Source organism: Solirubrobacter deserti, assembly GCF_027587175.1.
GTDB classification, from domain to species: domain Bacteria; phylum Actinomycetota; class Thermoleophilia; order Solirubrobacterales; family Solirubrobacteraceae; genus Solirubrobacter; species Solirubrobacter deserti.
On the sequence record NZ_JAPCID010000001.1, the window covers coordinates 183624 to 196899 of the forward strand.

At 71.9% G+C, this 13276-nt stretch carries 15 protein-coding genes; 9 read left to right on the forward strand and 6 right to left on the reverse strand.

The genetic code is table 11. The features are described 5' to 3' along the window. The gene (locus OJ962_RS00895) at positions 1-603 is read left to right on the forward strand and encodes a LysE family translocator (protein ID WP_202954678.1); all 603 of its coding nucleotides are present in this window, start codon (positions 1-3) and stop codon (positions 601-603) included. Here OJ962_RS00895 and OJ962_RS00900 read toward each other — a convergent pair. Then, complete coding sequence (locus OJ962_RS00900; RefSeq protein ID WP_202954677.1) at positions 568-1356, reverse strand: SDR family oxidoreductase; 789 nt, start codon at positions 1354-1356, stop codon at positions 568-570. The two genes, OJ962_RS00895 and OJ962_RS00900, sit on opposite strands and share 36 nt — an antisense overlap. Beyond that, positions 1353-4748, reverse strand: coding sequence for a DEAD/DEAH box helicase (locus tag OJ962_RS00905; RefSeq protein ID WP_270006124.1), 3396 nt, complete (start codon positions 4746-4748; stop codon positions 1353-1355). The genes OJ962_RS00900 and OJ962_RS00905 overlap by 4 nt, the downstream gene beginning before the upstream one ends. A 184-nt stretch (positions 4749-4932) precedes the next feature. Between OJ962_RS00905 and OJ962_RS00910 the strand changes: the two genes are divergently transcribed. The 4 genes from OJ962_RS00910 to OJ962_RS00925 are packed head-to-tail and all read left to right on the forward strand — an operon-like array spanning position 4933 to position 7480. Further along, positions 4933-5514, forward strand: a complete 582-nt coding sequence (locus tag OJ962_RS00910) for a TlpA family protein disulfide reductase (protein ID WP_202954675.1) — start codon at positions 4933-4935, stop codon at positions 5512-5514. Then, a complete protein-coding gene (locus tag OJ962_RS00915; protein WP_202954674.1) occupies positions 5507-6463 on the forward strand; it encodes a galactose-1-phosphate uridylyltransferase in 957 nt (318 codons plus the stop codon). Before OJ962_RS00910 ends, OJ962_RS00915 begins: the two co-directional genes overlap by 8 nt. Then, positions 6460-6882: a D-aminoacyl-tRNA deacylase gene (gene dtd / locus OJ962_RS00920; RefSeq protein WP_202954673.1), complete on the forward strand. Its 423-nt coding sequence runs from the start codon at positions 6460-6462 to the stop codon at positions 6880-6882. The genes OJ962_RS00915 and dtd overlap by 4 nt, the downstream gene beginning before the upstream one ends. A 10-nt stretch (positions 6883-6892) precedes the next feature. Then, the gene (locus tag OJ962_RS00925) at positions 6893-7480 is read left to right on the forward strand and encodes a hypothetical protein (RefSeq protein WP_202954672.1); all 588 of its coding nucleotides are present in this window, start codon (positions 6893-6895) and stop codon (positions 7478-7480) included. On the opposite strand, the gene OJ962_RS00930 is transcribed toward OJ962_RS00925, so the two are convergent. Next, positions 7465-8073 carry an ATP-dependent Clp protease proteolytic subunit gene (locus OJ962_RS00930; protein WP_202954671.1) on the reverse strand — a complete coding sequence of 203 codons (609 nt, stop codon included), beginning with the start codon at positions 8071-8073 and terminating at the stop codon, positions 7465-7467. The two genes, OJ962_RS00925 and OJ962_RS00930, sit on opposite strands and share 16 nt — an antisense overlap. A 67-nt stretch (positions 8074-8140) precedes the next feature. Here OJ962_RS00930 and OJ962_RS00935 point away from each other — a divergent pair, with 67 nt between their 5' ends. The 4 genes from OJ962_RS00935 to OJ962_RS00950 all read left to right on the forward strand — a co-directional run bounded on the left by OJ962_RS00935 (position 8141) and on the right by OJ962_RS00950 (position 10167). Further along, complete coding sequence (locus OJ962_RS00935) at positions 8141-8500, forward strand: SRPBCC family protein (RefSeq protein WP_202954670.1); 360 nt, start codon at positions 8141-8143, stop codon at positions 8498-8500. Further along, positions 8488-8799 (forward strand): ArsR/SmtB family transcription factor, encoded by a 312-nt coding sequence (locus OJ962_RS00940; protein WP_270006125.1) that lies wholly within the window; start codon positions 8488-8490, stop codon positions 8797-8799. The genes OJ962_RS00935 and OJ962_RS00940 overlap by 13 nt, the downstream gene beginning before the upstream one ends. A gap of 10 nt (positions 8800-8809) precedes the next feature. Next, positions 8810-9499 (forward strand): SDR family oxidoreductase, encoded by a 690-nt coding sequence (locus tag OJ962_RS00945; protein ID WP_270006126.1) that lies wholly within the window; start codon positions 8810-8812, stop codon positions 9497-9499. A 176-nt stretch (positions 9500-9675) separates the two neighbouring features. Further along, positions 9676-10167, forward strand: coding sequence for a Clp protease N-terminal domain-containing protein (locus tag OJ962_RS00950; protein WP_270006136.1), 492 nt, complete (start codon positions 9676-9678; stop codon positions 10165-10167). Positions 10168-10176: 9 nt separating this feature from the next. Here the strand turns inward: OJ962_RS00950 and OJ962_RS00955 are convergent, their stop codons facing one another. The 3 genes from OJ962_RS00955 to OJ962_RS00965 are packed head-to-tail and all read right to left on the reverse strand — an operon-like array spanning position 10177 to position 13273. Continuing rightward, positions 10177-11247 (reverse strand): ABC transporter ATP-binding protein, encoded by a 1071-nt coding sequence (locus OJ962_RS00955; protein ID WP_202954668.1) that lies wholly within the window; start codon positions 11245-11247, stop codon positions 10177-10179. Then, entirely contained in the window at positions 11244-12302 is a 1059-nt protein-coding gene (locus OJ962_RS00960; protein WP_202954667.1) for an ABC transporter ATP-binding protein, read from the reverse strand. Before OJ962_RS00960 ends, OJ962_RS00955 begins: the two co-directional genes overlap by 4 nt. Next, positions 12302-13273, reverse strand: a complete 972-nt coding sequence (locus OJ962_RS00965) for an ABC transporter permease (protein ID WP_202954666.1) — start codon at positions 13271-13273, stop codon at positions 12302-12304. Before OJ962_RS00965 ends, OJ962_RS00960 begins: the two co-directional genes overlap by 1 nt. Between the last annotated feature and the right edge of the window lie 3 nt (positions 13274-13276).

Genomic DNA, 13276 nt, shown 5'->3' on the forward strand with positions numbered 1-13276 from the left:
ATGCTGTGGGCGTTCCTGCCGATCGCGGTGCTCGTGACCATCACGCCGGGCGCGGCGACGGCGATGGTGCTCCGCAGCGCGCTGCGCGGCGGGTTCCGTGCCGGGGTGCTGACGATCGCCGGCAACTCGGTCGGCGTGGTGACATGGGCGCTGTTGTCGATCGCCGGGATCTCGGCGCTCGTGGCGGCGTCCGAGGTCGCGTTCGCGGCGCTCAAGCTCGCCGGCGCAGCCGTCCTGGTCTATCTCGGCGTGCAGTCGCTGCGGCGTGCGGGCGCTGCGGTCGAGGCTCCGGAACGCACGCAGCGACCGTTCCGCGACGGCCTCGTGACGTCGCTCGCGAACCCGAAGCTCGCCGTGTTCTTCGTGGCGCTGTTCCCGCAGTTCGTCGGTCCGGACTCCAGCGTCCTCGCGACGACGCTGTTGATGGCGGCGCTGATCGTCGCGTTCGACTGCGTCTGGTACAGCGCGCTCGCGGTGCTCGCCAGCCGGGCCAAGGCGGGGTTCATGGCCAGCCGCGCCGGGCGGTGGCTCGAGCGGGCCACCGGCGCCGTGCTGATCGGGCTCGGCCTACGGGTCGCGCTGAGCGGCGACGCTCGCCTGTAGCCGCCGCATCCCGGCCAGCCAGCGGTCGTAGTCGGCGCCCTTGCGCCGGTAGAACTCGAGCACCTCGGGGTGCGGGAGGATCAGGAACGTCTCCGCCTCGAGGCCCGCGAGCACGATCTCGGCCACCTCGTCGGGCTCCAGCACCGCGCCCGCGGCCTTCACGACGGCCCCGGCGCCGCCCGACCCGTGCAGCAGCTCGGTGTTGACGCCCATCGGGCACAGGCAGCTGACGCCGACTCCGCGCGCGCCGTAGGTCACCGACAGCCACTCGGCGAACGCGACCGCGGCGTGCTTGGTGACGGCGTACGGCGCGGAGCCGATCTGCGTGATCAGCCCGGCCGCCGACGCGGTGGTGAGGAAGTAGCCCGTCCCGCGCTCCAGCCAGCCCGGCAGCAGCCGCTCGGCGGCGTAGACGTGCGCGCGCAGGTTGACGCCGAGCGCGAGCTCCCACTCGGCCGCCGCGCCGAGCCCTTCGCCGACGGCCACGCCCGCGTTGGCGCAGAACAGGTCCACCGGGCCGAACGCGCTCTCGGCGGCGCCGATCAGCGCTTCGGCGTGCGCGGGATCGGCGACGTCGCAGACGACGGCGAGCGCACCCTCGCCGATCTCGGCCGCGACCGCCTCGGCGCCCGCCTCGTCGAGGTCGGCGACGACCACGCCACGTGCGCCTTCAGCCGCGAACCTCAGTGCCAGCGCCCGCCCGATCCCGGCCGCGCCGCCCGTGACGACCGCGACCTGATCGGCGAGCCTCATGCAGCGGCGTCTTCGCGCACGGAACCGCTGTCGCCTTCGTCGGCGGCGGCGGGCGGCTTCTTCTTCGCGCGCGGCTTGCGCTTGGCCGCCGACACCGCGGCCTCGACCGCAGCGGCCGCGGCCGCGACGGCCGGCGCGGGCTTCGCCTTCGCGGCGGGCTTCTTCTTCGCCGCCGGCTTCTTCTTGGCGGCCGGCTTCTTCTTGGCCGCCGGCTTCTTCTTGGTCGCGGCCTTCGGCTTCGGCTTCTCGGCCGGAGCGTCGAACAGCGCTTCCTGGGCGGCCGGCGCCTTGGGCTTCGCCGCCGCCTTCGCGCGCGGCTTGCGCTTGGCCGCCGGCTTCTCGACGACCTCGACGACCTCCGCCGCCGGCTTGCGCGCACGCGGCTTGCGCTTCGGCGCCGCCTCGACGACCTCAACGACCTCGGCCGCGGGCTTCTTGGCGCGCGGCTTGCGCTTGGGCGCGGGCTTCTCCGCCGCCACCTCGACGACCTCGACGACCTCCGCCGCCGGCTTGCGCGCACGCGGCTTGCGCTTCGGCGCCGCCTCGACGACCTCAACGACCTCGGCCGCGGGCTTCTTGGCGCGCGGCTTGCGCTTGGGCGCGGGCTTCTCCGCCGCCACCTCGACGACCTCGACGACCTCCGCCGCCGGCTTGCGAGCACGCGGCTTGCGCCTGCGCGCGGGCGCCTCCTCGGCCGCCACCTCGACGACCTCCACGACCTCCGCCGCGGGCTTGCGCGCGCGTGGCTTGCGCTTCGGCGCGGCCGACTCCTCCGCCACGGCCTCCACGGTCTCGGGCTCTTCAGCGGCCGGCTTGGCCCCCCGCCGCGAGCGCGGCTTGCGCTTGGGCGCGTCGGGATCGGCATCGACGGCGCGCCGGCGCGAGCGCCCGCGCGAACGCGGGGCGGCGGCCTCGACCGTCTCCTCGGCCCCTTCGACCTCCAGCAGCTCGCCGTTCTCCGTCACGGCGGCGGCCGTCACGGCCTCCGGCGCGACGCCCTCCCCGGCGCCCTTGCGACGACGGCGGCGCTTGGCCTTGCCGCGACCCTTCGGGAAGTTGCGCAGCAGCTCGCGCGCCAGCGCGGCCGGCTTGCGGGACATCCGCGTGCGGGCGCCGTTGATGACCTCGCCCGCCTCGGCGGTGTGCGGGATCGCGGCGGCCAGCAGCGCGGCGCTCAGGCGACGGTCCTGCTGGCGGGCCTGAGCCACGAGCCGGCGCGCGTTACGCGCGTGGGCGCCCCCGGAGGAGTTGACGAGCAGGCCGAGCAGCCGCTTCGTCTCGGGCCAGCGCTGGACGGCGTACTCCTCGTGGACCTCGCGCGTCATGTTCGCGCAGCGCCAGATCCAGTTGTTGGCCTGGTCGCGCCGCCCGATCTTCTTCTCGGCCAGCGCCTGCAGGACGACCTTCACGCCCTCCCGCTTGTCGTCGCGCGGCCAGGACTCGACGAAGTCCAGCGCGCGGTCGAACGCCTCCGCGTCCCGCCCCGAGGCGATCTCCTGCAGCGCACGCAAGCGCAGCTGCGGGTTCTTGTTGCGGTCGACCGCGGTGATCAGGAACGTGCGTTTGAGCTCGCCGCCCTGGTCGAAGTGCAGCATGGCCCGGGCCCGGCGCCACCCGGTGGGAGCGACCCGCGCACCCGCCAGCGCCGCCCACTGGACCTGCTCGCCGTAGTCCAGATGCTCGACGGCGATCCGCCAGAGCTCGCGCTCGAAGACCTCGATGCGCCGGTTCTCCTCCGCCGTCACCGGCAGGACGCGGCGCTCCACGCGCAAGCGGCGGCCACGGCCGCGCCGCACCGGACCCACGACGATCGCGCCGCCGCGGTAGACGTCGCGGTCCAGCAACGAGTGCAGCGTCACGACCGGATCGTCGTGCTTGGTCGCCGGATGGACGAAGTCGACGACGATGCCCGCTTCCTTGCCCTGATGGCGACGCGTGACGCGGCCCACGCGCTGCTGATAGATGCGCTTGGAGGCGGTCGGCGCGAGGTGCATGCAGACTGTCGCGCGCGGCGAGTTCCAGCCCTCGGCGAGCAGCTGCGCGTTGACCAGCACGTCAATGTCGCCGCGCTCATAGCGCGCGAGGATCGTCGCGAGTTCGCGCTTGGGTGTCTCACCCGAGACCGCCTGCGCCTTCATCCCGACGTCCCGGAACGCCTGCGCGACGTTGTACGCGTGACGCACGCCCGCGGCGTACACGACGCCCGGCACGCCGTTGAAGCGCGTCTTGTAGAGGTCCGCGATCGCCAGGTTGAACGGCAGCTGATCCAACAGCTGGGCCAACATCTCCTGGTCGAACTCGGTGTCCACCTCGCCGCGCCGGAGCGGCACCTTGGCGATCGTGCGCACGCCCGGACCCGGCGGGATCCGCACGCAGCGCAGCGGCGAGATCACGCCACGGCGCGCGGCCTGCGCGAGGTCGAAGCGCGACGTCTGCGTCGGGAACAGGTCCGTGACGTGGCGGGCGATCAGCGCGCCCGTCGCGGTCATGCCGACGAAGACGGGGCCGGTCCAGGCGCGGATCGCGGCCGAGGTCTTCTCGCCCAGCGCCGTGTGGGCCTCGTCGCAGATGACGATCGAGTACGCGTCCGAGATGCGGCCGGCGTTGCGGACGAACCACTGGTAGGTCTCGACGGTGACCGGGCCGTTGGCCGTGTCCTGGTGGTCGAGCAGCGGCGGCGCGAGCCGCTTCGCGTAGCCGCGCGTGCGCAGCTCCCCGTTGAACTGGTCGACCAGGTTGCGGCGGTGGGTGAGGATCAGGACGCCGCCCGTGCGCGAGGCCTCGACGAAGCCGACGGCCGCGACCGTCTTGCCCGCGCCCGTCGCGTGCTCGAACCAAAAGCGCTTGCCGGCGTTCGGGTCCTCGGGCGCGTCGGCGACGTCCTCGTCCTCCTCGCCCGCGCCCTTGTCCCAGTCCGGCGCGTCCTCCTCGACCTCCGGCTCCTCGTCCTCTTCCTCGTCGTCCTCGTCGACCGCGACGACCGGCTCCTCGACCGGCGCGAGCACCGGCTCGGCGATCGGCGGCGCGGCGGAGTCGCCGTTCTTGAGCCGGTCGGCGAGCAGCGCGGTGAGCGTGCCCGACAGCGCGTCGACCTGGTGGGCGGAGAGCACGGTGCCGTCGACGAGGTGCGGCTCATCCTGGGACAGCAGCCGCTCGAGACCCAGCAGCAACGACCACTGGCGCCGCCAGTGCGGCGACGGGACCTTCGCGCCCGTGTCGAGCTCGGCGAGCGCGGCTTCGAGCGCGCGGCGACGCGGCGTCCCCGGAGCAAGCGCCTGCTGAGGGTCCTCGCCCTCGGTCAGGAACGGCTCACGAGTGAACGCCGAAGCGCGTTCGATCTCTTCGGTTGAAGGCAGCGCGGCCGGATCGGCCACTGGCGTGGTCTCAGCCATGGACGGCTCTGGAAGTGACGGTGAGAAGCGGACGCCGCGCGACACGGCGGACACTCCAGGGGGACCCGCGGGCGGGAGCTCCAGGCGCCGGTCGGCGTTCCCTCGGTCGTGCTCCCTGCGAGTCAGGGACTATTGAAGCAGACTCGTAGCCCGAGCCGGTCGATCTGCCACCCTCTGCTCCGAAATGCGCAAGGTGCTCGTCCTTCTCGCCGCCGTCGCGCTCGTCGCGGTGGTGGTCATCGGCCTGACCAGCGCGTCCGGCGGTGGCGACAACGCCACCGATCCGCCGGACAGCCTCGAGGACGCCCGGGAGGAGCTCGCCGGCGCGCCCGCGCCACTCGCAGCACTGCACGAGCAGTCCAACCAGCTGCTCGACGGCGGCCTGTCCGCGTTCCAGGACCGCGTCGCCGCGCTCAAAGGCCACCCGATCGTGGTCAACAAGTGGGCGTCCTGGTGTGCGCCGTGCCGCGTCGAGTTCCCGGTCTTCGAGTCGATCGCCAGCAAGCGCGGCAAGGAGGTCGCGTTCCTGGGCATCAACAGCAAGGACCAGGACGGGGCCGCCCGCAGCTTCCTGAGCGAGCAGTGGCTGCCGTTCCCGTCCTACACCGACCCCGACGACGCGATCGGCCGCGAGCTCAAGGCCGCCGACTACGCCCCGATCACGATCTTCATCGACCGCAACGGCAAGTCGGTGAAGGTCCACTACGGGACCTACCGCTCGGACAAGCAGCTCAACGACGACATCGATCGCTACCTCGGTGCCTGAGGTCCGCGTCGACCCGCTGAGCGGGCTCAAGACGATCATCGCCGCCGCGCGGGCCGACCGCCCCAACAGCGGCCTCTCGGTGACTCCGGGCGAGCCGCTGGACCCGGCATCGGACCCGTTCCTCCCGGGCCACGAGGACGAGACGATGCCGACGCTCTACACGGACGCCGACCCGTGGACCGTGCGCGCCTTCGACAACCGGTACCCCGCGCTGACCGCCGCCGCCGATGCCCCGGAGCGCGACGCGAACCCGGACCTGTTCACCGTCCAGCCCGCGACGGGCGCGCACGAGGTCATCGTCAACGCCCCTGAGCCGGTCGCCTCGCTGTCGGAGCTCTCGGTGGAGCAGGTCGTCCGCGCCGTCGACGGCTGGCGGGAGCGCATGCGCGCGCACGTCGACCGTCCGTACCGGCATCTGATCGTCAATGAGGGCCGGCAGGCAGGGTCGTCGATCCCGCACACGCACGCGCAGCTGATGGCGCTCGACTTCGTCCCGGCGGCCGTCGCCCGCGAGCGTGAGCGCTTCGGCGCGTACGCGGTGCGGACGATGGGTGGCAACCTGCTCGCCGACCTGCTGCAGGAGGAGGTCCGCCGCCGCGAGCGGGTCGTCGCCATCGACTCCGAAGCCGTGCTGCTGACCAAGTTCGCGTCCTCCTCCCCGTACCACCTGATGCTCGTCCCGCGCCGCTCGCGCACCCACTTCGAGCACGAAGGCCCGACCGGGGCCGCGCTGCTCGCCGACGGGCTGCGCCGGCTGAAGGCCCGCTTCGGCGCCTCGCCCCCGCTCAACCTCTGGATCCGGACCGCACCGGGCGGCGCCGAGCACTTCTGCTGGCGGATCGAGATCCAGCCCCGGCTCGGCCAGCCGTCCGGGTTCGAGATCGGGACCGGTGTCCACATCTGCGCGCTGGCGCCCGAGCAGGCGGCCGCGGAGCTGCGGGACCTTTGAGGGCGCTGGTCCAGCGCGTCAGCCGCGCCAGCGTGACCGTGGAGGGCGAGATCACGGGCGCGATCGGGCCGGGCCTGCTGGTCCTGCTGGGCGTGACGCACAGCGACACGGAAGCCGACTGCGACCGGCTCGCCGACAAGGTGCGCGCGCTGCGGATCTTCGAGGACGCCGACGGCAAGATGAACGAGGCACTGGGCGAGCGCGACATCCTGTGCGTCTCGCAGTTCACGCTCTACGGCGACACGCGCCGCGGGAACCGGCCCGCGTTCGTCGACGCCGCGCGGCCCGAGACCGCCGAGCCGCTGTACGAGCGCTTCTGCGCGCGGGTGAACGCGCAGCGGGGCGTGTTCGGCGCCCACATGGACGTCGAGCTCGTCAACGACGGACCCGTCACGCTGCTGCTGGAAATTCCCGGCTAGGGTTCAGCCCATGCCGATCTGCCGCTTCGCCGCGGAGCCGCCCCAGGGCGGGCTGCCCTCGGAGGACACGCTCAAGGCCGAGTTCCTCGCCGCCTGCCTGAAGGTGGAGACCGACCCGGACGATCCGGACCTCGGCACCGCGGGCGACATCCACTGGTTCCCGGACCGCACCTGGTCCGGCCGCACCTACGTTCCCGCCACCGCGCGCACCGACACCGGCCTGGAGCTGTTCGGCTACGTGTCCTTCGCCCCCGGGGACGAGCCCGGCGAGATCTACGCGTGGGCCGACTACACGCCGGACGTCGCCGACGACCACCCCGAGTGGCAGATGGACATCTCCCAGGAGGTCGTGGGCGGCTGGCGCGGCGCGGGCGGTCAGGTCGCGGCGATGACGCTCATCTGGGGCGTGCCGATGATCTCCAGCGGCCGGATCGTGACCGCCGAGCTCGGCCGCGTGACGGTCGACGAGGCGGAGATCGAGGGCGAGCGCTTCACGCTGCTCGCCCCCGACGCCTACGACGACACCTTCCTCGAGGTCGTGCTGCGCGACGGGGCGGGCAACGCGCTCGCCCACGAGTCGCTCTACGAGGAGGAGTAGCCGTTGCCGCCGTTGCGGTCGACGAAGACGCGGTCGATCAAGCCGTAGTCGGCGGCCTGCTGGGCGGTGAAGTAGCGGTCGCGTTCCAGGTCCAGCGAGATCTGCTCCTTCGGCTGCCCCGTGTGGTGGGAGTAGATCTCCTCGATGCGCTCGCGCAGCTCGAGCGTCTCCTTGGCGTGGATCTGGATGTCGGTCGCCTGGCCCTGGAACCCGCCGGACGGCTGGTGGATGAGGATGCGGCTGTTGGGGAGGGCGGAGCGCTTGCCGGGCGTGCCGCCGGCGAGGATCAGCGAGCCCATGGACATGGCGATGCCGCAGCAGATCGTCGCGACGTCGGGCTGGATGAAGCGCATCGTGTCGTAGATCGCCAGCCCGGCGTAGACCACGCCACCGGGCGAGTTGATGTACATCTGGATGTCCTTGTCGGGGTCCTCGGCCTCGAGGTGCAGCAGCTGCGCGACGACCAGGTTCGCGATGTTGTCGTCGATCGCGGTGCCGACGAAGATCACGCGCTCACGCAGGAGCCGGGAGTAGATGTCGAACGAGCGCTCCCCACGGGAGTCCTGCTGAACGACGACGGGAACGAGCGGCATTGATGTGCAACCTCCGAGTTGCGTGTTTGACGCCATGGTAGCCTGTCGTGCAACCAAGGAGTTGCTGATGCCCGTCGTGAACCGAGAAGTCGTGTTGCCCTGCGATCGCGAGCGCGCGTGGGAGCTGATCACCGAGCCGGCCGAACTCGAGGAGTGGCTCGGCGAGGAGGTCGAGTTCGAGGCCTCCGAGGACGCGCCGTTGCGCGTGCGCGACGGCGACCAGACGCGCGAGGGCGTCGTCGAGGAGGTCACCGAGGGCGAGCGGATCGTGTTCCGCTGGGGCGACTCGCGCGTGGAGTGGCGGCTCGAGGACGCGGTCTCCGGCACGCGCCTGTACGTCACCGAGCACCGCTTCTCCCGCGACTCCGTCACCTGGGGTCCGAAGCTGATGGCGCTCAGCGCCGCGTCCGCTCTGTGCCTGGCGTAGACGACGTCTTCGCGGCCCTGAGCGACCCGACGCGGCGGGAGGTCCTGCGCTCGGTCGCGCAGCGGCCGGAGCTGACGGCCTCGCGGCTGGCCGGCGAGCTGCCGATCACGCGCCAGGCGGTGGCCAAGCACCTGGCGGCGCTGCAGAAGGCCGGGCTGGTGGAGCCGCGCCGCGAAGGCCGCGAGACGCGCTACACGCTCACGCCCGCGCCGCTGATCGACGCCATGGACTGGATGGCGGAGGTGGGCGCCGAGTGGGACAGCCGCCTCGCACGTCTGGTGGAACGCGCTCGCGGGTAAGGTGCGCGGCGTGCCCGCCGCGCTTGTCACCGGAGCCGCCAGCGGCATCGGGAAAGCGACCGCGGAGCGGCTGCGCTCCGACGGCTACGACGTCCTCGGCTTCGACCTCGAGGACGGCGACCTCTCCACCCGCGAGGGCAACCGGCTCGCGGTCGATACCGCGCTGGAGCGCTTCGGCCGGCTGGACGTCGTGGTGGCGAACGCGGGCGTCCAGCACGTCGCGCCGGTCGCGGAGTTCCCGGAGGACCGCTGGGACGGGATCCTCGCGATCCTGCTGACCAGCCCGTTCCTGCTGGCCAAGTACGCGTGGGACGCGTTGCACGAGAGCTCGGGCCGCTTCATCGCGGTGGCCAGCGCCCATGCGCTCGTGGCTTCGCCGAACAAGGCCGCGTACGTCGCGGCCAAGCACGGCGTGCTCGGGCTGGTCAAGACGCTCGCGCTCGAGGGCCTGCAGGCGACCGCCGTCTGCCCGGGCTACGTCCGCACCCCTTTGGTCGAGAAGCAGATCCCCGACCAGGCAAGAACGCACGGGATGAGCGAGGATGACGTCCTGGAGGAGGTCATCCTGGCCCCACACGCCGTCAAGCGCCTGATCGAACCCGAGGAGGTCGCGAACGTGATCGCCTTCCTGGCCGGCCCCGGCGGCTCGGCCTTCTCCGGCGTCCCCGTGACCATGGACCTCGGCTGGAGCGCCCGATAACCCTTCCCGACCGCCTCACGGAGCTCCTCGAGCACTCGATCCGCGCCTCCGACCCCGAGGTCGCGCTGCACAACCTGTCCGCGCTGCGGCGCGAGCTCGACGCCTTCGAGCGCGTCCAGGCCTGGCGGGCGCTCGACTCCGGCTCCTCGTACGGCGCCGTCGCCCGCGCGCTCGGCATCTCCCGCCAGGCCGCCCACCGCCGCTACCGGGACCTCGCCGCCGCCACCGAGCCGCCGCCCGGCGCGGGCTCCGCGCCGAAGCTCCGCGTCGCCCCCGAGGCCCGCGCCGCCGTACAGCTCGCCGGCGAGGAGGCGAACGCGCTGGGCGCGACCCACATGGGCTCCGAGCACCTGCTGCTCGGCATCCTGCGCGGCGGGGACGCCGTGGCCGCCGCGGCGCTGCGCGGGTGCGGGATCACGCTGGAATCGGCGCGGCTGGCCGCAGCTCCGACCCTGGCCGACGACCCGCCGCCCAACGGCGGGATCACGGCGTACGCGCGGCGCGTGTTCCACGAGGCGCTGCGCCAGGCCGCGGCCGATCCGACGCACGTGATCGGCGTCGGCGACCTGCTGCGCGCGGCGCTCCGCGACCAGCGCGGCGGCGCGGCGCGCACGCTGGACGCGCTCGGCGTGAGCCCGCGCGACGTCGAAGCGCGGATTCGCCGCTAGCGGGCGGGCTCAGCCGTTGACGTTGCGCGCGCTCGGCACGCGCTCCAACACTTCCGCGTCGCTCAGCGGGAAGTGGCACGCGGCGAGGTTCCCGCCGTCCTTCGCCACCAGCGGCGGGTCCTCGTTACGGCACACCTCCTGCGCCTTCCAGCAGCGCGTGTGGAACCGGCAGCCCGGCGGCGGGTTCGTCGGGGACGGCACGTCGCCCACCAGCACCTGGCGCTTCTTCGCCGCCGCCAGCCGCGGGTCGGCCACCGGCACCGCGGACATCAGCGCGCCCGTGTAGGGCATGCGCGGGTGCGAGTAGAGCTGGTCGGAAGTCGCCAGCTCGACGATCCGGCCCAGGTACATGACCGCGACGCGGTCGCACATGTGGCGCACGACGGACAGGTCGTGGGCGATGAAGATCAGCGTCAGCCCCAGCTCGCGCTGCAGATCGCGCAGCAGGTTCAGGACCTGCGCCTGGATCGACACGTCCAGAGCGGAGACGGGCTCGTCGGCCACGATGACCTTGGGCCGCAGGGCCAGCGCGCGCGCCACGCCGATGCGCTGGCGCTGGCCGCCCGAGAACTCGTGCGGGTAGCGGTTGTAGTGCTCCGGGTTGAGGCCGACGATGTCCATCAGCTCCTGCACGGCCTTCTTGCGCTCGCCCGCGTCCTTGTGCATGCCGTGGATGGCGAACGGGTCGCTGATGATCGAGCCGACGGTCTTGCGCGGGTTCAGGGACGAGTAGGGGTCCTGGAAGATCATCTGCATCTCGCGCCGCAGCGCCTTGAGCTCGTTGCCCTTGACCCCGGCGATCTCGCGGCCCTCGAACTTGATCGAGCCGTCGGTCGGCTCCATCAGGCGCAGTAGCAGTCGAGCGGTGGTCGACTTGCCGCAGCCGGACTCGCCGACCAGGCCGAGCGTCTCCCCGCGCAGCACGTCGAAGGAGACGCCGTCGACGGCCTTGACCGCCCCGACCTGGCGCCGGAAGAAGCCGGCGTGGATCGGGAAGTGCTTGAAGAGGCCCTCGACCTCCATGATCTTCTCGCGTGCGACGGGGTTGGCGCCCGTCGCCTCGGACGCGGAGACGCTCATCGGGCCTCCTCCATCACGTCCGAACGTGCTTCCGCGGGCTTGACGCCGGAGCGCAGCTCGCTCCACAGCTTGCGGCGCACGCTCGAGTCCAGCAGGCAGGCGACCTCGTGTCCCGGCGCCCCGGGCACCGGCTTGAGCTCCGGATCGACCTTCGTGTGTGCCTCGCGCACGTACGGGCAGCGCGGGTGGAACGAGCAGCCGCCCGGCAGGTTGATCAGCGACGGCGGGCGCCCGGCGATCGGGACGAGCTCCTCGTCGCGCGGGGCGTCCAGCCGCGGGATCGACGACAGCAGCCCCCACGTGTAGGGGTGCTCGGGCGCCGCGAAGATCGTGTCGGTGTTCGCCTTCTCGACGATCCTGCCGGCGTACATCACCGCGATCTCGTCCGCCATCTCGGCCACGACGCCGAGGTCGTGCGTGATGACCACCACGGCGGTGTCGAACTCGCTCTGCAGGCGCTCGATCAGCTCGAGGATCTGCGCCTGGACGGTCACGTCCAGCGCGGTCGTCGGCTCGTCCGCGATCAGCAGCTTCGGGTCGTTGGCCAGCGCCATCGCGATCATCGCGCGCTGGCGCATGCCGCCCGAGAACTCGTGCGGGTAGGCGTCCGCGCGCTTGCGCGGCTCCGGGATGCCGACCAGCGAGAGCATCTCCACGGCGCGGTCCCACGCCTGCGCCTTCGAGACGTCCCGGTGCGCCTGCACGCCTTCCGCGATCTGCGCACCCACCTTGTAGAAGGGGTGCAGCGAAGAGAGCGGGTCCTGGAAGATCATCGCGATGTCGTTGCCGCGGATCTGGCGCATGTCCTCCTCGGACGTGCCCAGCAGGTCCTTGCCGTCGAAGCGCACCGTCCCGGTGATGCGGGCGTTGCGCGCGCGGGTCAGGCCCATCACGGTGAGCGAGGACACGGACTTGCCGGACCCGGATTCGCCCACGATCCCGAGCGTCTGCCCGCGATCGACGGTGTATGAGATCCCGTCGACGGCCTTGACCAGGCCGTCCTCGGTCTCGAAGTGCACCTGCAGGTTCTCGACCTCGAGCAGAGGCGCAGCCATCAGTACCTCACTCTCGGGTCGATGAAGGCGTACAGGATGTCGACGAGCAGCGACATCATCACGATGAAGAACGCGCCGAACAGCACGGTCCCCTGGATGACCGGAAGGTCGGACAGGTTGATCGCGTTGAACGCGTAGCGGCCGATGCCCGGGATGTTGAAGACGGTCTCGGTGAGGATCGCGCCGCCGAGCAGGATGCCGATGTCCAGGCCGAGCAGCGTCACGATCGGCGTGATCGCGGCCCGCACGCCGTGGCGGAACACCACCCGCCGCTCCGAGAGCCCTTTCGCCCGGGCCGTGCGGATGTAGTCCTCCTGCAGCGTGTCGATCAGGTTGCCGCGCAGGAACCGCGCGTAGATCGCCGCGAACGCCGCCGCGAGCACGCACCACGGCATGATCAGCGCCTCCGCTCTCCCGAGCAGGCTGTCGGCGTCCCCGTAGGCCGAGTTGCCGGGCAGGATCGGGAAGCGCCCGATGTCGTCGGCGAACAGGAAGATCGCGACCAGACCGAGGAAGTACACCGGCGCGGAGATGAACAGCAGCGCGACGCCCATGGCGAGGCGGTCCATCCACGAGCCGGTCTTGACGGCGGACAGCATGCCGACCGGGATGCCGATCGCGAGCCACAGGATCACGGCGCCGGTCGTGAGGAAGATCGTCACCGGGAGCCGCTCCAGGATCTCGGGCAGCACGTCCGTGTTGGTCTGGTAGCTGAAGCCGAAGTTGATGCCGTTGCCGCCCAGGAACGGCAGGATGTCGGCGATGTAGTTGACGAACTGCTCGGGCTTGGACTTGTCCAGGCCGAGCTGCACGCGGATGATCTCGACCAGCTCCGGTGACGGCGAGCGACCCGCGCGCGCGACCGCCGGGTCGCCGGCCGGCAGCACGCTGAAGATGACGAACGTGATGCAGGAGATCACGAACAGCAGGAAGCCGGCCCAGAGCAGCCGGCGGGCGATGTAGGCGGCCACCTC